This window comes from Prevotella sp. 10(H), assembly GCF_000711235.1.
In the GTDB taxonomy this organism is placed as follows: Bacteria; Bacteroidota; Bacteroidia; order Bacteroidales; family Dysgonomonadaceae; genus Dysgonomonas.
In genome coordinates, this window is the sequence record NZ_JOMI01000004.1 from 305,637 (window position 1) to 329,072 (window position 23,436).

Sequence of the window (23,436 nt, forward strand, 5' to 3'; positions counted from 1 at the left end):
ATGTCAAAACAACTTTTACCGGATTTGCCATATCTGGTTGCAGACATAAGTCTTGCGGATTTTGGAAGAAAAGAAATTGAAATAGCCGAACACGAAATGCCGGGACTTATGGCGCTTCGCAAAAAATACGGAGAATCTAAACCATTACGTGGTGCCCGCATTATGGGATCGCTTCATATGACTATACAGACAGCCGTTTTGATAGAAACGCTTAAAGAGCTAGGAGCTGATATACGCTGGGTAAGTTGTAATATCTTCTCCACACAAGACCATGCTGCTGCAGCCATTGCAGCTTCAGGAATTCCTGTATTTGCATGGAAAGGTGAAACCCTTGAAGAATACTGGTGGTGTACAGAACAAGCACTTCGTTTTCCTGATGGAAAAGGCCCGAATCTTATAGTAGATGACGGTGGAGATGCTACACTCCTGATTCACTGGGGTTATAAAGCAGAAGAAAATGCCGATTTTCTTAACCGCAAAGGTGACAATCACGAAGAACAGGTTATCCTCGATACTTTATCCCGTATATTAAAAGAAGATAATAATCGCTGGCACCGTACAGTAGCCGAATGGAAAGGCGTATCTGAAGAAACGACAACCGGAGTTCACCGACTTTATCAAATGATGGAACGGGGAGAACTACTTATTCCGGCCATTAATGTAAATGACTCGGTGACCAAGTCCAAATTTGATAACCTCTACGGCTGTCGCGAATCGTTAGCCGACGGAATAAAACGCGCTACCGATGTAATGATAGCCGGAAAAGTAGCTGTCATTGCAGGATATGGCGATGTAGGCAAAGGTTGTGCACATTCAATGCGCTCATACGGAGCCCGCGTTATTGTGACCGAAATAGACCCTATATGTGCCCTACAGGCTGCAATGGAAGGTTTTGAAGTGACAACGATGGAAGAAGCCGTTAAAGAAGGGAATATATTTGTTACTACAACCGGAAACAAAGATATAATCACCATAGAACATATGGCCCGCATGAAAGACCAAGCTATCGTATGTAATATTGGTCACTTCGACAACGAAATACAGGTAGAAAAGCTGGTTAGCTTCCCGAGTATCAAACATACCAACATCAAACCGCAGGTAGACAAATACACATTCCCTGAGGGGCATTCTATATTTTTACTGGCTGAAGGCCGTCTGGTAAATCTGGGTTGTGCTACAGGGCATCCGTCTTTTGTAATGAGTAATTCATTTACTAACCAGACGCTGGCACAACTGGAACTTTGGCAGAAAGACTATCCCGTAAATGTATACCGTCTTCCTAAACATCTCGATGAAGAAGTCGCACGTCTGCATCTGGAACAAATAGGAGTAAAATTAACTAAACTCAGTCAGGAGCAAGCCGATTATCTGGGTGTACCTATGGATGGCCCTTATAAACCTGAACATTACAGATATTAATTTGAATAGATATGCTTAAAGAGGATGGATATTGTGTCTATCCTCTTTTTCATATGTCTACTCGTCTCTGCTTTTCAACCCCAAACATAACAGAACGCACCTACAATATTAACTTTTATTTACATTTTATAGTTAAAAAGTAACAAAAGTAACGTTTTTTTCAGTTATCAGTCAGCAGTTATCAGTTAGCAATCTCGCAAAGACACCAAGTCGCAAAAAGTAACAAAAGTAACAGAAATCAATTAATAATTAAAATGAACAATTAATAGATCTGCAACTCGTAACTGCCCGTAGGGCGAAGTAACTTGTAACTACTATATCATTTGGCTTCGCCTATTTTCAATTCAAAGAGCTAATAGCTAAATACTTTTACACAATATAGATAAAACTTCTGCGAGAAATTAAATTTCTATATATTAATCCAAACTCGGCCCCTTAATTCATATCCACATGAATTCTGTCCGGATTTAGTAAAAATAAATAAAAGCTTTTCTTTAAAAGAAGAATTATAGCTAACTTGCAGCCGTTTTCGAATAGCCTCTTTTGAGGCTATGTTTTTTATCAACTAAACACCTATAAATGAAGGATTTTATCTCACTGATCAGGCGCTTTGTCCCTCCCTATAAAAAACAGGTTATACTGAACATTTTCTTTAACATTCTGAGTGCATTCCTGAATGTCTTTTCATTCGCGCTGATCGTTCCTATCCTACAGATCCTATTTAAAGTCAATGATAAGGTTTACGAATATATGCCAATGGACTCATCCAGCATATTCAATTTTAAAGTACTTGAAAACAATGCGTATTATTATCTCTCACAAATAATGGATACTCACTCCGGTGGAATCGTCTTACTGATTCTTGGTCTGGCTCTGGTAGTAATGACTATTTTGAAGACCGGAACTACTTATCTCAGCAGCTATTTCATCATAGACGTACGAACCGGAGTAGTAAGGGATATACGCAAGCAGATAAACGATAAGGTCTTATCTCTACCTCTGAGTTTCTTTTCGAATGAGCGAAAAGGTGATATAATGGCCCGTATGACAGGGGATGTGGGAGAAGTAGAGAATTCAGTAATGAGCTCCCTCGATATGGTTAGTAAAAATCCCATTATGATAATGATTTATCTGGGTACACTCTTATTTATCAGCTGGCAGCTTTCCATTTTTGTATTTATACTACTACCGGTTGCAGGATATATAATGGGTAAGGTAGGAAAAAGCCTTAAAAGGCAATCCGTAGAAGCCCAAGGCCAGTGGGGAGGACTCATGTCGCAGATAGAAGAAACACTTACAGGGCTGCGCATTATCAAAGCGTTTAATGCCGAAGATAAGATGACACAACGTTTCGACAAATCCAGTAATATATTCCGGAATATGTCTAACAAGATAGCCCGCCGTCAGCAACTCGCACATCCGATGAGTGAATTACTGGGGACGATTACAATCGTATTAGTTTTATGGTACGGGGGCACATTAATATTAGATAATACAGGCTCTATGGATGCATCCCGTTTTATCTACTATCTGACTGTGTTCTATCTGATTATCAATCCGGCAAAAGACTTATCGAAATCGGCTTACGCCATTCAAAAAGGAATGGCTTCGGTAGAGCGTATCGATAAAATACTCAAAGCTGAAAATAACATCACAAGCCCGGCCAATCCGAAACCGATTCCTTTCAATAAAGAAATAACATACCGGAATGTGAGATTCAGATATGCAAGCAATTGGGTAATCAAAGACGTAAGCATCACCATACCTAAAGGAAAAACAGTGGCTTTGGTAGGACAGTCCGGCTCCGGAAAATCAACTATGGCCGACCTCCTTCCACGCTTCTATGATGTAAACGAAGGAGGTATTTACATCGATGATACGAATATCAAAGATGCTGATGTGCACGACCTGCGGGCACTTATGGGCAATGTGAATCAGGAAGCAATATTGTTTAACGATTCATTTTTCAATAATATAGCATTCGGTGTAGAGAATGCCACTCCAGAGAAAGTGATTGAGGCTGCAAAAGTAGCGAACGCCCACGATTTTATTATTGCAACCGAAGACGGTTATGATACCAATATCGGTGACAGAGGTGGTAAACTATCCGGAGGACAGCGTCAAAGGGTAAGCATTGCACGGGCAATACTTAAGAACCCACAGATATTGATTCTCGACGAAGCAACGTCTGCCCTAGATACCGAATCGGAACGTCTGGTACAGGATGCTCTGGAAAAACTGATGAAGAACAGGACGACTCTTGTCATAGCCCACCGCCTATCCACTATAAAGAATGCGGATGAAATCTGCGTAATGAGTGAAGGCGTTATTGTAGAAAGAGGTCATCATAACGAATTATACGAAATGAACGGATACTATCGCAAACTTTGCGATATGCAACAATTCTGATAAACACAATGGGAAAGAACAAGCTTGCCAAATTTGCCAATATGGAAGAATACCCGCATGTATTCCAGTATCCGTTTGCCGTTTTGCAGGAAAAAGGATTCGAAATGAAAGGCAAATGGAACGAATTGTTTTTCAAAAACAATAATCCTATCGTGCTGGAACTTGGTTGTGGAAAAGGAGAATATACCGTAGGACTGGCTAAATTATTTCCGGAAAAGAACTTTATCGGCATAGATATAAAGGGCGCCCGCATGTGGACGGGAGCAAAACAGTCTTTCGATGAAAAGCTGCTGAACGTTGCTTTCCTACGCACCCATATTGAACTGATTACCCATTTTTTTGACAAAAACGAAGTCTCGGAAATATGGATTACTTTCCCCGACCCGCAAATGAATAAGGTAAACAAACGCATGACATCTACCCGTTTCATGAAGCTATATCGCCAGATACTGACAGACAACGGCATCATTCATCTGAAGACGGATAGTAACTTCATGTATACATATACCTGTGAAATGGTAAAAGAAAACTCCCTGCCGGTATTGTTCAAGAGTGACGATCTGTATCATTCGGGACTTGTGGACGAGATTCTTAAAATACAGACCTTCTATGAACAACAGTGGCTGGCACGCGGTTTAAATATCAAATATATAAAATTTGAATGCTCCGAACGCGACAATTGGATTGAACCTGAAGTGGAAATAGAAAAGGATGACTATCGAAGTTTTGGACGTAGCAATGTACTTAATCAATCAACTAAAAATGGCTAATATATATCCTAAACTAATTCTAGATGCACTACGCAATGTGCGTTATCCCGGAACGGGAAAAGATATTGTAGAAATGGGATTCGTATCCGACGACATACATATAAACGGTATGAAGGTTAGTTTCTCCATGCTTTTCGATAAGCCGAACGACCCGTTCATAAAGTCTGTGGTGAAAGCCGCCGAAACGGCTATCCTTACATATGCCGACCCCAATATAGAAATAAAAGGAAACATAGAAGTAAGGACAAAGCAGGTCGAACAACCCCAACCGGCTAAGCTGCTACCGCAGGTAAAAAACATCATTGCCGTATCTTCGGGTAAAGGCGGTGTGGGAAAAAGTACTGTTGCGGTCAATCTTGCTGTCGCTTTAGCAAAAAAAGGATATAAAGTAGGATTACTGGATGCAGATATCTTCGGCCCGTCTCTCCCGAAAATGTTCGGAGAAGAAGAGGCCCGTCCGTATCTGGAACCTGTCGACGGTAAAGAACTTATTATTCCGGTTGAAAAATACGGAGTAAAAATGCTGTCTATCGGTTTTTTCGTTAACAAAAATGATGCTGTCGTATGGCGCGGAGCCATGGCAGGCAACGCTCTTAAACAACTTATCGGAGATGCCAATTGGGGTGAACTCGATTATTTTCTGATCGATTTTCCACCAGGCACAAGCGATATACATCTCACATTGGTGCAAACACTTGCAATAACAGGTGCCGTAGTGGTAAGTACACCGCAGCAAGTAGCATTAGCCGATGCACGTAAAGGTATAAATATGTTTGCCAACGACAAGGTAAATGTTCCTATTCTGGGCTTGATAGAAAATATGGCATGGTTTACTCCGGCCGAATTACCCGAAAATAAGTATTATATTTTCGGAAAGGATGGGGCAAAGAATCTGGCAGAAGAAATGAACGTACCTTTGTTAGGGCAAATTCCGATAGTACAAAGTATTTGCGAAGGTGGAGACAATGGAGTACCCGTTGCTCTGAATGAAAATACAATAACAGGCATGGCATTTGCGCATCTGGCCGATAACTTTATTGCTTCGGTCGATAAAAGGAATGCTGAACTGGCACCGACACAAAAGGTCGATATACATACAAAATAAAATTCAGGAGGATAATTTCAAGAGATATTATCCTCTTTTTATTTGATATAAATTATCCGACATATTTGTTATATTTGTATCTGTAAAAACACTATTCTTATAGCACTAAATCATTATCTATGCAACTGATCGACGGAAAGGCCATTTCGGCACAAATGAAAAAGGAAATAGCAGAAGAAGTAGCGAAAATTAAGGCCGAAGGAGGTAAAACACCGCATCTTGCAGCTGTTCTTGTAGGACATGACGGAGGCAGCGAGACATACGTTGCCAGCAAAGTGCGTACCTGTGAAGAAGTAGGCTTTAAATCGTCGCTTATACGTTTCGAGGATAATGTTAGTGAAGAAGAATTGCTTGCTTGTGTCGAAAAATTGAACAAGGATGCGGATGTAGACGGATTTATCGTACAGTTGCCGTTACCTAAACATATATCGGAACAAAAAGTAATCGAAGCAATCGATTACCGTAAAGATGTAGACGGATTCCACCCCATTAATGTAGGGCGTATGTCCATTGGGCTGCCTTGCTTTGTTTCTGCGACTCCGGCCGGCATTCTGGAATTACTGAAAAGGTATGATATACCGACTCAGGGAAAACATTGCGTCGTATTAGGACGAAGTAATATAGTGGGAAAACCCGTTGCAAACCTGATGATGCAAAAAGGATATCCGGGCGATGCTACCGTAACCGTCTGCCATAGCCGCACACCTAATATAAAAGAAATATGCCTGAGTGCCGATATCATTATTGCAGCATTGGGCGTTCCGGAATTTCTAAAAGGTGATATGGTGAAAGAAGGTGTTGTGGTAATCGACGTAGGTACAACCCGTGTACCGTCTACTGAAACAAAATCGGGATTCAGGCTGAAAGGCGATGTAACATTTGATGAAGTAGCACCGAAAGCCTCTTATATAACTCCTGTTCCCGGAGGAGTAGGTCCAATGACTATAATCTCTTTGATGAGAAATACGTTGTTGGCCGGAAAGAAGGAAATATATAAATAAGAACGTCTTTTTTAAAAATAAAAGCTTGTAAATAAGATTTACAAGCTTTTGCTTTTTCATTCAATATTTATTTTCTCATCAAACATCCTGATAGCTTTCCATAATACTCCGGCAGAGCCTCGGAAACTTCCGCAATTAGGTTTTCCATCCGGTGTCCACCATTCATAGAAATTATTATGTGCGATAGTCCTGTCCAGTATAGGAGAAATAGCTTCGTATGCCTCTGCGTAAAATCCATTGGCAATTAACTGTTGAACCGTCCTACCCCCATACCATGTCCAGTCTCCTCCATTCTGGTAACTATTTGGCGTCATACCCTTATTCTTAAAGAATCCTTCGGGATAAGTCGGATACATTGTCAGGCCGATACTTTGAGCCTTGGCAGCCTTAACATTTTCTTTCATCTTATTATATGCGGCGAGAATTTCGCTTTCTGTCAGCAATCCGGCTTCAATAGCAATGGTTGTTCCCCCATGATAATAGATGGCATTTTCGTCAAAATCGGACGGGAACGGAGAACCGTCAAGATAGAGATGAGGTATAAATTTTTGCTTATCCGCATCCCACAGATATTTTCTTGCATTCTCGGCAATTTGATTGCTTGTCTTATCCCATGATGCTTTATCTGCATTATCAACTACATCAAGATAATCTTTGATAGCAATAATAAACATGGCGTTATCATAAATATCTATACACAGGTGGGAAGTACTGTCTATATTTACACCCCATTCGTGCTCCGGTTGTACATCACCCCAATCGGCAGTGGTAGCTCCCCATAACAAACCATATTTCTCATTATATCTTTCTGTTGTCAAAAACTTTAACGCATCTTCCATCCGTTGTTCAACGGTGCGTTCGCCGATAGTTTCCCGAAGAATCGATTTATCTCCCGTTGCCCGGATATATTTTGCTATAGACTGAATAAGGGATGATTCCTGATCTGTTTCAACAGTATTCTTATGAGCTGCAAATTCCGGTGAAAGGTCGCTGTAATAGAAATTATAAGAGATTGGCGAATCGCCTTTTTTTACGTACCCGTCAACAATATTACCATCCTTGCCCTGAAACTTGAAGAAAGTAATCAGGGATTCCCGAATCTTACTTACATCACCAACTTCACATGCAAGTTCTATAAAAGTATTCAGGTCGCGAATCCATATCTCGTTATAGCTATCCCCGGCATTCAGGCCTTCTTTTAATAAGGCTTCAGCCATATTACTGACTTTCTCTATTCTTTCATCATTTTGAATCTGTTGGGCCAGTTCGGGGCTTATCTTTTTCCCTGAAGTATCTTTACAACTAAATGCGAATAAGATACAAGCGATAATTAAAATGTGCTTTTTCATATTATATGTTTTACCTGATAATAGTTTCTCAACTTCTAATCCCCACCCTTATCTGTCTTGATAAAGAAAGAGCAGAATAAAAGATAAACAACGCATATTCCTATAACAAATAAGGAACCGGTCTGGCTACCAAAACCATCTGCACTAATACCCATTAATGGCGGAATTACAGCACCTCCGGCTACACCCGTAATCATAAGGCCGGAAATTTCATTTGCTTTCTGAGGATAAAGCTGCAATGCCATTCCATAAATAACGGCGAAGATGCTGGATGCGGCAAATGCAATTATACATACCATAGTGAGGATTAATGGCTGGGTAGTAACGATAAACAAACCTAATAAGCCCAATAATACAACCAACATGTTGACTCTAAAATAAGACTTGCCCGCTACCTTAGCCAGTAAAAATGCCCCTACTAATGTACCTAGTGTACGTGCTGCAAAATACCAGCTTGTTCCATAACCTGCCGCTTCTTTTTCCAGCCCGGCACGTTCCATCAATAACTTAGGAGTTACTGTATTCATACCTACATCTAATCCCACAATGCAGAGAATACCCAGAAACAGTAAGAGTATCTTACTGTCACCGAGCAGACTGAATATCCGGGTAAAGGATAAAGATCTTTCTTCTTTTGTATCCTCCTTTATATTCGTAAAGTATAACCACAATGACGAAATAAGTGTTATTACGGCATATATCGGAAACATCTTCTCCCAGCCTCCCAGATAAGACGAACAGAATCCGGCTACAATCGGCCCCAGAAAAGAAGATATAGCTTTGATAAACTGTCCGGCTGTGAGGCTGCTTGTTAACTTATCCCCTTTTACTACATTTGTGAGCAAAGGATTCAATGAAACTTGCAGTATCGTGTTCCCTATCCCCAACAAAGCAAATGCGATATAGCACGTTATTTCATCGAATACGAAGAACGGAATAAGCATTCCAAGGAATGTAAATGCCATACTAAGCATTACAGTATTCTTTCGCCCGATCTTATTGGTAAGCATGGCCGACGGAACAGATAGTACAAGGAACCAAAAGAATACCATCGATGGTAAGAATCCCGCTTCTGTTTCTGTCCATCCGAACATATCTTTTGCATAAGTAACGGATATGCCGACAAGGTCGCAAAAGCCCATAATGAAGAATCCGAACAGGACGGGAAATACTTTAGTTAACGAAGTTGTATTTGAAGATTTCATATATGATTATTCTTATATGTTTATTTTATTCCCCAATTTTTATTTGGTTCAGGTCCCATTTCCAGTTCAAGAGTACCGCCTTTCAACAGTTCTTTTGCAGGAAAACTGAATGAATCGAGAGGAGTGCCGTTGAGTTTTGCCGACTGCACATATTTATTGACACGTGAAGCACCTTTTGCAACAATTTCAAACTGCTTACCTCGTCCGAATTTCTCTCCGAGATTGATGACAGTCCTTTCGAATAACGGGCTGCCTATTTCATATACAGGTTCTACGCTGCATCCGCCATCCGTCTGGAATAAGCCCAATGCAGTCATTACAAACCATGCACTCATCTGCCCCTGATCTTCATCACCTAAATAAGCATTCGCCATTTCGTGCCCATAATAGCGGTCGAGGATAGAACGGCTCCATTTCTGAGTTTGCCATGGCTGACCCACCCAGTTGAACAGGAATGCAAAATGCATCGATTGCTGGTTACCCTGCACCACCGGATAATCCCAATACTGGTCGCCCGGAGCATTATAACGCAAAGGCTCACTAGCTTCAAATCCCCATGTCAGACGCTCGATAAATTGTTTTTTTCCTATTACTTCGGCCAATGCCGGAACATCCTGAGGAACAAAGAATGTCAATTGCCATGCATTACCTTCCACATAGTGATGATTGGCACCGGATTTGAACGGATCGAAATCTTTTTCCCATTCACCGTTGCTGTTACGCATACGGGCATAACCTGTTTCCGTATCTATTACATTGCACCACCAGTAACCTCTATCTATAAATGTCTCATAGTCTTTTTCTTTACCCATCGCCTTAGCCAATTGCGAAACAGTCCAGTCATCGAACGAATACTCCAATGAGTTGGAAAAACGTCCTTTATCGGCAGGAACATATTTATGTTTCATATAAACAGCCAGATCTCGATTCCCTGCTAAGCCGTCTCCTACATGTTGAGGCAAGGTAGTCTGCATTTTCTTGATTGCAGCAAACATTTTCTCTGCATCGTAATTTCTGATTCCCATCTGGTATGCACTCACAAGCAACGGTATTTCGTGCTCGGCAACCATTACCGGAATATATTCCATTCCGGCAGGCCCTTTTGCCAGCCAACCATTAGCATCGTACATACCTAGTTGTGATTTCACCCAACGCGACGACCATTCAGGAGTGGCAAGATTCCAAAGCTGATTGAGATTCCAGAATGTGTTCCAGAATGCATCGCAACCTAATGCTACGGCATCGGGGTCTTCAAACTTACGGATCTTTTCGGTAGCGTCTACCCATCGTCCGTCTACATCACTAAATGTATTACGGCAGTATGAACGATACATATTCGTATAAAAGCGTTTCTTCTCACGCTGGTCGTTAGTCTGTATATCGATGCGGGAGAGAATATCGTTCCATGCCTGACGATGACTGTCACGCACCGAATCGAAATTCCAGTTGAACGGCTTGGTTATTTCTTCTTCGAGATTTCTCCTTGCCCCGTCCAGATCGACATATGAAATTCCGCTACGTACTTGCACAACAGGATTCTGTCGGGTATCAAATTCTGCATAACAACCCATTTTTTCAGGATTCTTCGCAGCTATAACTTCTTTATCCGATAATTCTTCGTTTGTCCATCCTCCGAAACGGGATATATCCTGGTCGAATTCGATAACAAAATATATAGTGTAATCCTGGTCTGCATCTCTTGACCAGACATGCTTTGATTGTTGTACACTATATCCCTCAATCCTGCGATTGTTTACTTTAGTTATTTTCGCATCCAATATGTTAAATCCATATTCCGCAGGAATCTTTAAATCTATCATTACCCGCGAATCTTCAGCCTGTGGATAAGTATAGCGCTGGAATCCGCATCGGGTAGTAGCCGTCAGCTCCGCTTTGATATTATAATCAATAAGGTCAACCTTATAATAACCGACTCCTGCTTCTTCGCTCGATTTGTCGAATGATGAACGATACGAATCATTATCTTTTTCAAATACAGACTGGTCACCTATTTTGGTTTTCAAAACGCCGTTTGTAGGCATTATACCCAAGCCAGCCATTGTCCACTCGTGTATATGGCTGAATGTACCGATACTTTCAAAGCTAGGCTCATACCCTGCCTGCCATCCCGGATTCTGATTATCTGGACTCAGTTTTACCATACTGAAAGGCATCCACGGTCCGGGGGCAATCATCCAGCGTGAGTGTGCCGCTCCCATACGTGTATCTATATAGTCGGCAACAGTTATTTCTTTTTGAGGGGTGCGGGTAACTGTACCTTTTTCTACTGTTTCGCCATCTATGAATACAGCATATTTACTTTCATGATGCGCACTTACAGCAGGCATAGGGGCTTCCAATACATATCTCCCTTGCTCCAAGACTTGTTCCAATATATTATTCCCATCGACTTTTACTTCCACTTTCGGATTACCGGATAAGTATTCCAAATCTACAAGTAAAGGTTGGGATGATGCGGAAGTCTGATAATCGGCAACGGATACCCTACGCAGATATGCCGACCCGATTTCATCATCCAAATCCGCATTTCCCGGACCTTCGAGCCTTATATCATCGAATACAAGCCATGAACCTTCCAGATTAGTCAGATTTATTTCATTACCGCCTTTTCTTATCAGCCCGGAATCTAATGGGATTTCAATTGTATGCTTCAGACTTTTCTCATAGTTGCCTGCCAGCGACTCATCTCCTCCTCCATTCGGTAAAATGTATTTCCACGATTTACCGTTAACGGTAGCCTTAAAATATGGCGGTCGTTCTTTATTTGTATCCAAAATATCGATTATCAGTTTCCAATCGCCATGCTCAGGTACTGATTTCATTCTGAAAAGTATATTCAATACATGCGTGCGTATGCCTGCCGTGTGGCTGGTACCACCCCACCCGTCGGCAGGACCGGGCAGAACATATGGAAAATCTTCTTTCGGATTCGATTTTCCGACCAAAAAGAAACGGTCTTCCCACCCGAAGTCATGATTCAGGAATTCTTTATAATCTCCGGGAGCCAAAGCCAGTTCAGCAGCGCTATTATCTTTAACGACTATTTGCCAGACTATTTTCGGCTCGTTATTCTGTCTGCAACTTTGTAATACAGCCAAAAGGCTGATAAGCATACTTAGTTTAAAAAGGTTTTTCATCTTATAGTTTTAATTTGATGAATTTATTTTTATAATCCTTCCGCTATTATTTATTTAATGGCATTTATAATGGAAAAGGTAACCGGATTTATCAATAATTATCAGTACAGATTTATCATCGTTTATTTAACGTATAATCAAAAATACATAATCTTTTTCTCTTTATATAACTATTAGGTATAACCGGGCTAGGAAGCTAAATTAAATTTGTCAGTTTTAGTGATCTGGTAGCAAATAATCTGTTTTTTAATTACTTCACGAACGATTTTACCATTATAGCAGGCTTACTACCCTTATTGATAAGTGTATAGCTATGGGCTGCTGCAGGTATCACGAATGTTTCGGCATAATTGAAGTCATATTCCATTCCATCATTTGTCTTTAATGTTACGGAACTGCCTTCAACCAGCATCCAGACATGACATTTATTGTTAGTGCTTATGTTGATTTTTTTATCGAAGCGATAGCGGTGAACATCGTAAAAATGCTCTTTGTGTGTAGGTACATGCTCAAGTGTATAGGAATCCGTTTTTTCCAGTATATAAGGTTTTGATATCAGTTCTTTTGATACTATCTCTCCCTGACGGTCGAAGCGAAGATTATTCATTCCATGCTCTATATTGATTGGACGCGGCTTTCCATCGAGGTCAAGGCGTAGCCAGTCATACATCTTAAACGTGAATATGTATGGCGCACTGCTTATTTCAAGTACAAGGTTATTCTTACCCGAGGCATGGATAGTGCCGTTAGGTATAAGATAAAGATCGTGCTTCTTTGCCTTAAAGACCTGTACGAAATTTGGCACATCTATTTCTACCGCTTCTTTTTGGCTATGAATAAGTGAATTATGGAATTCTTCCCGATTCACTCCGTCCTGAAATCCAAGATATACTTCCGCATCTTCTTCACAGTCCATTATATAATAGGTTTCATCCTGTGTAAATGGCATCCCGAATTTTTCTTTAATATATTCATTGCTGGGATGGCACTGAATAGATAAATTGTCCCCGTCGAACGTATCGAGAAAATCGAAGCGGATTGGGAAATCGTATTTGAAACGTGCCGCACTATCGCCTAATACTTCTTCATAACTATTATACATGACGAAATCGAAAGAAACTTCCAATACCCGGTTATCACTTTCGAATAACAGACCGTTTTCCAGCACCATCAGTTCGAAAGACCATGCCAGATTATCAGCATCTTTACTCAGCCCTTCTATATGATTCATCATCCATGTTCCGCCCCATACTCCCGGTTCGAACCACGGGCGCACTCTAAAGAAATTTCGGGACATCGCTGAAAGACCTTTCCTTAAGTCCTCTCCCGACATAAATAGATAATTATCGATACGCTGTTCGTCTACAATCAAATCTATATAAGGGAGTAGCCTTCTTTTATGATCGTTAAGCACGCGCCAATCTACAAAATAGAAGCGCTTATACATTTGTTTATTATCCAATACTTTATCAGAACCCAGATTTGTAATGCAACCAGCCCTCATACGGAATTGCATCTCATTTTTAGGAAGATCTACATACACGAGCGGAGCGTTCCATCCGCATAATGAGGCTCCGCAACCAATCAGAATATTGACATCTGCAGCAGTATCCGGCTTTATGCTTTTGAGTTTTTCCCTATCGAACCAATCTATAAGCTGCTTATCCGTTATTTTACCGAATATAGGATCATCTCCCCCAAGGTATGGTTCCAGCATTTTATCTATTTTATCTGGTTCGAGCATGGCTGCATCGGTATGGAACCATAGGGCTTTTTTTCCAAGTTTAGCCAATTCCTCATCTATATTCTTTATAAATTCATCCCACAAGACGCCTACATATCCATCGATAACAACTGTTTTATACTGTATAATCCATGAAGCTAAAGCCTTGCTTCCCGCATGAATTTTTCCACTACCGATTGGAAAACCCGGATATATATTGTACTTACCCTCCGATGTAGGAGAAACCTTTTCCGGAATCAATAGCTGTGTTGTTTTTCTTTTTTCTGAATCCATTATTTTTTTATCTAATTGATTAATAGCCATGGCTGCACCTACAATAGGCGCATGTTCCTGAAGGGTCGCCATTTTAATTCTTACATCTCCAAAGCCTGCTTCTTTGATAAGATCAGTTACTATATTCAGAAATAGATCGGAAGCTTTTGCTATATTGCCTCCAATAATAAGCGACTGTGGTTTAAAACGATGAAACCATTGAATCATCAGATTTGCCAGATTATTTGAGAATTTGTCGAATAATTCCAACGCAATTAAATTTCCGTTTCTGGCTTCGTCTGCTAATTCCTTTACTCCCGCAATTGGCTTTCCTGTTCGTTCGTACCAGGTATTAGTAAACCATCGGGTAGATAATTTGTCATCGGCAATGCCATCTTCTACCGGACAATTATATAAATAGCCATTCCGGGGAACATCTTCACCAGAAGTCTGAGGTAGCCCTTCAATAAGAAAAGCCGAGCCGAAACCTGTACCCAACGATATAAAAATCGATTTTTTCCCCAAAGTATTATCCGCATAATATTCGCCTAATGCATGTGCAGTTGCATCGTTTAAAAATACGACAGGTTTTTGTGTATCGGGAAATATATATCTTATGGCTTGCTTTATATTCAACCCGAACAACGACTCATATTTGCTGACTCCACCGATTTTTGAAATTCCCCTTGAATAATCGAAAGGGCCCGGTATTGCCACACCTATTCCTAAAATATTCATATCTACAGACTGATGAAGAATATCAGCAATAAATGATTGCCAACTATTAATTATTTCTGAAGTTGAGGCATGAGGTTCTACTTCCTTTTCAAATACATGATTATTGTATATCTTTTTTGTTCCGCATTCAACTAGTGCAGCCGAGATGTGAGAGCCTCCGATGTCTATTCCCAAATAGTAACTTATCATAATAATAACCGGGCTTATAAAATAAATGCTTAAATGTCCATATGTATATACATACACAAAATAAATCATAGTATTTTAGATAACCAAAAAATTAATAATAAATTTGAAGAAAAAATTAATGAATATGAAGATATCAATCAATCATAATAGTCCTGTTCCTCTGTATGCACAAATAGAAGAACAGTTGAGAAATATAATCAAACTACCCGAATATAAGAATGGAAAAAGATTGCCGAATGAGGTGGATTTAGCCCGGCAACTGGGCATATCTAGAAATACATTGCGACAGGCGATCAACAAACTTGTTTTTGAAGGATTATTAACAAGGAAGAAAGGTGTAGGTACGGTGGTAGAAAAGACATCTATCAGTTCGAAAGCAAAGAACTGGCTCAGCTTCTCTCAGGAAATGAAGGCTTTGGGCATAACCCCTACTAATTATGAACTGCATATTTGTTGGGAAAAACCAACAGAAGATATATGTATCTTTTTTGATATAAATGAGAACACAAATGTTCTCAGGCTCGACCGGCTGAGGGGAAATCCCGAATATCCTTTCGTCTTCTTCCGCTCATTCTTTAACCCACGTATCGGACTCACTGGCAACGAAGATTTTTCACGTCCTTTATATGATATATTAGAGAAAGACTATAATTCTATAGCAAAGATATCGAAAGAAGAAATAAGTGCTTTGTCAGCGGACAAATTTCTGGCAGAAAAGCTAAAAGTAAAAGTAGGAGACCCTATACTCAAACGTAAACGTTTTGTGCTCGATCCCGGAGGCCGCGCTCTGGAATGGAATGTGGGCTATTACCGTGCTGATAGTTTTACATATACATTGGAGTTTGAAAGGACTATTTAAATTTGCAAAGCCTAGTGGAACTAAAAATGGTTTTAAGCATCCGAACGAATAACTTAAAACCATCTAAATAATTTCTGTGACCCTGGCGGGAATCGAACCCACAGCTAAGGAACCGGAATCCTTTATTTTATCCATTAAACTACAGGGCCATATAGGCGACACAAAAATATAAAATAATTCTTATCTTTTTGATCTAATTCTGAAAAACAATCATAAACCTTTAGCGGTTGCCAAGATCGATATACATATTCTGGAAAAATGTTTTCGCTTCTTTCTCCAATTCCGGATTACCATTTTGATTTATAATTTCCTGCTTATCATTATCATATGTTACTGTACCTGTACTATCGGTCATACAGAAACCATTTACATAAGAGTAAAAAGCAAATTTACGGCTATCGGGATTAAGCATGTCCGTACTGAATCTGAAATCCTCGTATTTCAGTTTCATCTGAGATAATAATGTTGCTGCCAGATCATTCTGCGAACCATAATCGGATATTACACGCGGTTCTTTGACAGCTCCACCCAGCCATATCATCGGTATACGGAATCGCTGCGGATCGCTGTTATTCAATCCTCCGGGGTAGGACTGCATGGCGTGGTCGGCAACAAATATGATCAGGGTATTATTCCATAATGAAGAATCGGTTTTCAGCTTATCAACAAAACCGCCCAAACATTCGTCTGTGTAAGAAACGGCATTCAGAAACGGCTCTTCAAATTTATCTACCGGCACATCAAAGGGCTCATGGCTACTGAGTGTAAGTACAGTTTTGATAAATGGCGTTTTTTGCTCTTTAGCCGTTAAATCATAATACACTCGGTCTATAAGATATTTGTCGGGTGCACCCCATTTTGTCATCCGTTCACTCAACGGAAAATCCTTATCTGAGAATACATCTTTAATACCGCAAGCCCCTACAAAATAAGACCGCATATTGGCGAAATCAGCATCACCTCCATAATAAAATGATAGGTTTTCGTATCCTATTTGCTTTAACTCCCTTGTTATAGTAGGCAGATTCTCCGTTTTCTGCGGGTATTTCATTATCGCAACAGTTGGATGGGCCGGATAGCCGCTTAAGATAGACACCAATCCCCTGTCAGTCCTAAAACTGTTTGCATAAAAATTATCGAATAAAATGCCTTCTTTTGCAAAGCGGGTCATATTTGGAGCCACAACAGAATCTAAGGCTGCAACCGAAGAAAAGCTTTCCAAAATAAATAATATTATGTTAGGACGGGAAGTATTCAATAATTGCGGAATACTATCATTGTGCGGATGACTCATCAGTTTATCAAAAGATGCAATCGCCTCATCCTTATCATAAAACTGATATTGTGATGCGAAATTATCCGATTTGAAGAAAGAGTACATCAGATTGAAATGCGGATTAATAGCAGCATGATTCAAGAACATATTATCGCTAAAGTATGCCTTACCTACATTCATTGTCGATACGGTTACTCCGCCACGTATAGGCAAAAACAAAGCGCCCGTCAGCAAAACCATAACCAGACAAGTCTTCCAAATATCCTTGGGTACAGTAAGATGAAGAACTTGCTTCCTGATTATAAATATATAGCCAATATAGATAATTGCAAAAAATACGGCAGACGCCAAAATTCCCGAAAGTATTTCAAGTCCCGATGCACTGGCAAAAGTTTCCTTCGGCTTTTGCAGATAAAGAAAAACCGAGGAATCGAAATGGAAACCCCAATATGGATATACCACCAGATCGACCACCGTTATTATGGCTACCAGCGACAGGAAAATAGCAAAATAAACATTCATTATTTTAGCTATCAACTTAGGTTTAAGCCAGATTGAAGAAATAAGGATCAAAGCCGGAATGGCTGTCAAATATCCGCTCATTGACATATCGAGTGGCAATCCATGATATATTGCCTGTAACGCATCGGAAGATGTTATACCACCGCCCATTGCCGAATGCAAGAGCAGAAAAGCTATCTTCCCGATACAAAAGACAAGTATAAAATAGAGGAATATGGTAATAAGTAGGAATATTCTTTGTTTCATCGGAGAAAGTATATTTATTATCGGGAAACTAACCGCGGATAATAATACTTAATATATGTAACTGCACGTCAGATTTCCCTTAATTGATGTTTTTGACTGCTTACATATTACAAAGATAAGATATATCTAAAAAAATTAAGATTCTTTTATGGAATTTCAACATATAATACCTCTATTAAGTGTAAAAAGGAAGTTTAACCCTTAAAATAATAATATCATGGCTAGTATAGATACTAATAACGGCAACGACGGAAAGAAAGGTAAACCGAGCAGAAAAACATTAAGAGTGGATTTTACTCCAATGGTGGATATGAATATGTTGCTTATCACATTCTTTATGTTCTGTACCACGCTGAGTATACCACAGGTTATGGACCTTGCAATGCCGGCAAGTAGTGGAGAAATTAAAATCCCGGGATCAAAATCTGTTACTGTAATTCTTGGTGAAGATGACAAAGTATATTATTATGCAGGAGTTGCTGACTATGATGATTATACATCACTAAAAGAAACCGACCAAACCGGATTAAGAGCAATGCTTCTTGAACGTAACAATATAGTGGCTTCTAAGATTAAAGCATTAAAACAAAAATATTACAGAAAAGAAATAAATGAAAACGCATTAAAGCAGCTTATATCCGAAGCTAAAAAGTCTGATGAAGGGCTGAATGTAGTTATCAAAGCCACCAAAGATTCCAATTACAAAAACCTTGTAGATGCACTTGACGAAATGCAGATATGCGGCGTGGATAAATACTCTATAGTAGACTTGCAGGAAGGCGATAAGTTCCTGATGGACAACCTTAAACAAAATGGTGCACTGACTGCAATGGCTCAAAGACCTGAATAAGAAACAATCTTCTCACTCTTATACATAATTGTAAAAGGCATGGCTTACTAAATGATAAGCCATGCCTTTTCTATCCGTAGGTCAATTTTATTATATCATAAAATGAAGGCGATTCTGTAGATTTACTTCCGCAATACCTCCGTCGATATCCAGATACAGGATATTCATATTCGGATAAATCTCTTTCATACGTTTCTCAACACCTTTTGCAACAATATGATTGGCAATACAACCGAACGGTTGCAGGCAAACTACTTTGTTGACTCCTTTACGGGCATAGTGGGCAATCTCGCCCGGTATCAGCCAGCCTTCGCCGAACTGGTTAGAAAGGCTTAACACCTCGGATGCAGCATCAGCTTTTGCATAAATAGATTCAGATGCTTCGTAGAATTTGAACTTGCTCAGTATCTTTTCGGCTTTCTTCACCTTACCATTGATATACCACCAGATAACAGGCTTCAATGTCTTGGAGAAAATAGATTCTTCAGCCAGTCCGTTTTCAACATTCACCTTACTGTTTACGAAAAACTGGGTAAGGAAGTCGAGTAATGGCGGAGTAGAAACTTCTACATTCCTTGAGCGTAACCATTCCGTAATATTTGCCTGAGCGTAATTGTTATACTTCACAAAAATTTCGCCTATCAACCCGACTTTAGAGAATTCCCTGTTATAAATTGGTACATTATTGAAATCTTCGACAGCCTCTTTCAGTAAGCGGAATAAAGTCTTTACATCCTTTGCACGCACCGCGTCTATACCACGCTCTATATAGAAATCGAATACTTCTTTCGAAGCCCCTTCTTTCTTCTCGCGTACCGAAATAGCGCTATGCATCTGTTGCAATCCGTCACCATACAATACCAGCGGAATAGCCAGCTTCGCTATCTTCTTCCACTCGAGGTTGAACTCACTTTCCCCGTTCTGGTATGTATCTCCCGAACTAAGGGCAATGACCGGAATATCATTAAATCCGGCATTCTGTAACCCCATTTTTATCTGGGCTATATAGTTTGTGGCACGGCATTGACCGCCTGTTTGCGTAATAGCCAATACTACATCTTTGACATCATAATTTCCTGACTGTAAAGCGCTGATTATATCACCGAGTACCAGTGTAGACGGATAGCAAACTTCATTGTTCCCGTACATCAATCCGAGGTCGGCAGACAGTTTATTCGACTTTGGTAAGTTCTCTACTTTCAGACCTAATAATTCACCCAAAGCAGGTGCAAAAGGAGATATAAAGTCGCAAAGCCACGGAATCAGAATCGTCTTATTAGCGTCTTTTGCTTTCTTATACGGAACAGAATAACCGTTATACTGAGCCGATGTCTCTACGTCCAATAACTTCACGGCTTTCAGCGATTCCACCAATGAACGCAAACGTAGACGGATAGAACCCGGACTGGCAATCTCATCGATACGCAGCACCGTTATATTTTTGCCAACCGCTTTTAGTATGTCGCGCGTTTCATCCATAAAGAACGAATCGGGCCCGCAACCGAAAGAGTTAAGTTGTATCAGTTGTATATTCTGTGGAAGCTTAGCTACTTCCATAGCAGCCTGTACCACGCGGTTAGGATAAGACCATTGCGAAACGATATTCAGCTTGCCGAAACCGTGGCTTTCCGGCTTACGGAACACATCGTCGGTGAGAACTGTTACACCTAAATCGGAAAGAATCTGACCAACTTTCTGATGAATCAGCGGGTCAGTATGGTAAGGGCGTCCGGCAACAATAAATAATAGTTCACCGCTTTCGACAGCCTTATCCAGCATTTCTTTCTGGAAATCATAAAGGTCTTTCCTCAATCCGTTCTTTACTACCAATGCTTTTTGGAAAGCCTTTTCAAATACCGATTTGGAAACACCTATGCCTGAAAGATAATTGAAGCATCCTTTAAATAAAGCCTTATCACTGCTGAAAGTAACAACAGGCTTATCGAACGGAATACCGTGCCTGCACTGAGGGTCTATCGAACTTTCTATTACATCGGGATAACCGCTGACAACAGGACAGTTAAATGAGTTGGACGCCTGCCCGAACTCTTTTTCTTCTTTGGGTACAATCGGATAAAATATCCGGTCTACTTTCTGCTCTATCAATGCCAAAATATGCCCGTGCACCAGCTTGGCAGGGAAACATATATTATCCGACATCACCCCGCCTACCCCTTTCTGATAGAGAGGAAAAGTCGATTCGGGTGACAAACGCACATTGAATCCGCATTCCGACAACAGCGTATGCCAGAACGGATAATTGTCGAACATATTCAGTACACGCGGAATACCGATAGTACGCCCGCGCTCTATATTTTCTGCATTTACAGGACGACTGAAAAGTATTTCATTCTTCCGGTCGAATGCGTTATAGCCCTCTTTACGGGCTACATTTTTATTGTAAAATACCTTTTCGCATTTATTTCCCGCATAGCTGATATTGCCGTTATTGAATTTGAAGCGGAGCACCGAACAAAGATTGGTGCAGCCTTTACAGGTAAGCTCTTTAGAATCGATAGTACTAACATCAAACAAGGCTTCCTGTCCGGCAAAAGACGTATCATTTTTACCCTTTTCCCACAAACGTTGAGAATAAAGCGCAGCGCCCAGAGCACCCATAAGTTCGGGATGGTCAGTAGAACTTACTGTCTTCCCCGACAGCATTTCCAGTGCACGGTAAACAGCATCGTTACGGAATGTACCACCCTGAACCACAATATGGTCACCCAACAAATTCAGATTAGATATTTTCAGTACTTTGAACAGGCAGTTCTTCACTACCGAATAAGCTAATCCCGCTGCAATATCGTCATTCCCGGCATTCTCACGAAGCGATTGCTTTACCTTAGAATTCATAAACACGGTACAACGCGAACCCAGATCACTCGGATATTTTGCAAGGCAGGCAGCACGGGTAAAGTCTGCCAGTTCCATGTTCATTGTCGTGGCAAAATTCTGCAGGAACGAACCGCAACCGGCCGAGCAGGCTTCATTCAGTTCGATATTGGATATCAGCCCGTTGCTGATAAATATAGATTTAATATCCTGCCCGCCAATGTCTAATACAAATGATACATTCGGGTCAACATACTGAGCACCCGAAAGGTGAGCAATGGTTTCCACAATACCGTAATCGAGCCCTAAAGCGGATTTCATCAGGTCTTCACCATATCCGGTAGCAGCCGATGAAAGGAATTTTACCGTTACTCCTTTTTCTTCTGCTTCTTTATAGAACAGGTCTAATCCCTCCATTACTTTTTTGAGCGGATTGCCTTCATTGTTTCCATAGAATTTGTAAATAATATTCGCATCGGTATCCATCACCACTATCTTAGAAGTAGTAGAGCCGGAGTCGATGCCAAGGAAACATTCTACATATTTATCTTCACCGAGCGCCTTAAACTGCAATTGCTTCACATTACGGTTGGCATCCCATTCAATATATTCAAGTTCATCTTTGAATAAAGCAGGCAATGCCTCGCTATGATTGGAAGAGGTTGATTCTCCTAATTTTGCAATAAGGTCCGTCAGGTCGAAGTTTTTCACATCTTCTCCTTTATAATGGGCAGCACCCCATGCAGGAAAATATTCGCCGTTTTCCGGTACAATCATATCCGCATCCGCTATCTTGAGCACATCGCGGAAAGCATGGCGCAGAGCCGGAATAAACGTCAACGGGCCGCCGATACATATCACCTTAGGAACTACATCACAGCCCCGCGATAAAGTAGTCACCGACTGTAAAGCTACTGCGTGCAGGATAGAAGCTGATATATCCGAAACAGGGATATTACGGCTGATCAGGTTCTGCACATCCGTTTTGGCAAATACACCGCAACGGGATGCTATTGGATATATTTTATCGTAACCGAGAGCCTTTTCTCCTAGTTCATTTAAAGATATATTCATCAGACTGGCCATCTGATCGATGAAAGCACCAGTACCACCCGCACAACTACCGTTCATACGTATATCGGGGTGACGTCCTTCACTGAAGAAAACCATTTTGGCGTCTTCGCCTCCCAAATCGATAAGTGTATGCGCAGCCGGGTAAACATTCTTAACCACCTCGACAGCAGCAACAACCTCCTGTACAAAAGGAATGCCCACGCGCTCACCGATACCCATACCCGCCGAACCGGAAATATTAATATTGAATTCCGTATCGGGATACAAGCCGGCCACCTTTTGCAACTCGGCAACAAGTGTCTGCTGTATATTGGCCTGATGGCGGCAATACGATTTGTGTATAATCTGCAGGTTGTTGTCTAAAACTACAATCTTCACAGTTGTCGACCCTACGTCGATACCCATTTTATATTGTTGTTTATTATTCATCGTGTA

13 protein-coding genes and 1 tRNA gene are annotated in these 23,436 nt (G+C 40.6%); 7 read left to right on the forward strand and 7 right to left on the reverse strand.

Annotated elements, in window-relative coordinates; genetic code table 11:
- From ahcY to folD, 5 genes are all read left to right on the forward strand, one after another.
- A complete protein-coding gene (gene ahcY / locus K348_RS0110460) occupies positions 1-1,419 on the forward strand; it encodes an adenosylhomocysteinase (protein WP_029904915.1) in 1,419 nt (472 codons plus the stop codon).
- Between the two features lie 579 nt (positions 1,420-1,998).
- Entirely contained in the window at positions 1,999-3,828 is a 1,830-nt protein-coding gene (locus tag K348_RS0110465; RefSeq protein WP_029904916.1) for an ABC transporter ATP-binding protein, read from the forward strand.
- A gap of 8 nt (positions 3,829-3,836) precedes the next feature.
- Positions 3,837-4,598, forward strand: a complete 762-nt coding sequence (gene trmB / locus K348_RS0110470) for a tRNA (guanosine(46)-N7)-methyltransferase TrmB (RefSeq protein ID WP_029904917.1) — start codon at positions 3,837-3,839, stop codon at positions 4,596-4,598.
- Positions 4,591-5,703 (forward strand): Mrp/NBP35 family ATP-binding protein, encoded by a 1,113-nt coding sequence (locus K348_RS0110475; protein WP_029904918.1) that lies wholly within the window; start codon positions 4,591-4,593, stop codon positions 5,701-5,703. The genes trmB and K348_RS0110475 overlap by 8 nt, the downstream gene beginning before the upstream one ends.
- 119 nt (positions 5,704-5,822) lie before the next feature.
- Positions 5,823-6,704 (forward strand): bifunctional methylenetetrahydrofolate dehydrogenase/methenyltetrahydrofolate cyclohydrolase FolD, encoded by an 882-nt coding sequence (gene folD / locus K348_RS0110480; protein ID WP_029904919.1) that lies wholly within the window; start codon positions 5,823-5,825, stop codon positions 6,702-6,704.
- 56 nt (positions 6,705-6,760) lie between these two features.
- Here the strand turns inward: folD and K348_RS0110485 are convergent, their stop codons facing one another.
- The 4 genes from K348_RS0110485 to K348_RS18425 form a co-directional block, all read right to left on the reverse strand.
- Positions 6,761-8,053, reverse strand: coding sequence for a GH36-type glycosyl hydrolase domain-containing protein (locus tag K348_RS0110485; RefSeq protein ID WP_029904920.1), 1,293 nt, complete (start codon positions 8,051-8,053; stop codon positions 6,761-6,763).
- A 35-nt stretch (positions 8,054-8,088) separates the two neighbouring features.
- The gene (locus K348_RS0110490; RefSeq protein ID WP_029904921.1) at positions 8,089-9,258 is read right to left on the reverse strand and encodes a sugar MFS transporter; all 1,170 of its coding nucleotides are present in this window, start codon (positions 9,256-9,258) and stop codon (positions 8,089-8,091) included.
- A 20-nt stretch (positions 9,259-9,278) separates the two neighbouring features.
- Positions 9,279-12,392 (reverse strand): GH92 family glycosyl hydrolase, encoded by a 3,114-nt coding sequence (locus K348_RS0110495; RefSeq protein WP_231496777.1) that lies wholly within the window; start codon positions 12,390-12,392, stop codon positions 9,279-9,281.
- Positions 12,393-12,666: 274 nt separating this feature from the next.
- A complete protein-coding gene (locus tag K348_RS18425; protein ID WP_081852554.1) occupies positions 12,667-15,339 on the reverse strand; it encodes an ROK family protein in 2,673 nt (890 codons plus the stop codon).
- Between the two features lie 130 nt (positions 15,340-15,469).
- Here K348_RS18425 and K348_RS0110505 point away from each other — a divergent pair, with 130 nt between their 5' ends.
- Positions 15,470-16,198, forward strand: a complete 729-nt coding sequence (locus K348_RS0110505; RefSeq protein ID WP_197027651.1) for a GntR family transcriptional regulator — start codon at positions 15,470-15,472, stop codon at positions 16,196-16,198.
- 77 nt (positions 16,199-16,275) lie between these two features.
- On the opposite strand, the gene K348_RS0110510 is transcribed toward K348_RS0110505, so the two are convergent.
- Both K348_RS0110510 and K348_RS0110515 read right to left on the reverse strand, forming a co-directional pair.
- Positions 16,276-16,347: transfer RNA gene (locus K348_RS0110510), tRNA-Arg, on the reverse strand.
- 71 nt (positions 16,348-16,418) lie between these two features.
- Positions 16,419-18,242, reverse strand: coding sequence for an LTA synthase family protein (locus K348_RS0110515; RefSeq protein WP_029904925.1), 1,824 nt, complete (start codon positions 18,240-18,242; stop codon positions 16,419-16,421).
- A gap of 217 nt (positions 18,243-18,459) precedes the next feature.
- Here K348_RS0110515 and K348_RS0110520 point away from each other — a divergent pair, with 217 nt between their 5' ends.
- A complete protein-coding gene (locus K348_RS0110520) occupies positions 18,460-19,092 on the forward strand; it encodes a biopolymer transporter ExbD (RefSeq protein ID WP_029904926.1) in 633 nt (210 codons plus the stop codon).
- Between the two features lie 90 nt (positions 19,093-19,182).
- On the opposite strand, the gene K348_RS0110525 is transcribed toward K348_RS0110520, so the two are convergent.
- Positions 19,183-23,430 carry an acyl-CoA dehydratase activase gene (locus K348_RS0110525; RefSeq protein WP_029904927.1) on the reverse strand — a complete coding sequence of 1,416 codons (4,248 nt, stop codon included), beginning with the start codon at positions 23,428-23,430 and terminating at the stop codon, positions 19,183-19,185.
- Positions 23,431-23,436 lie beyond the last annotated feature (6 nt).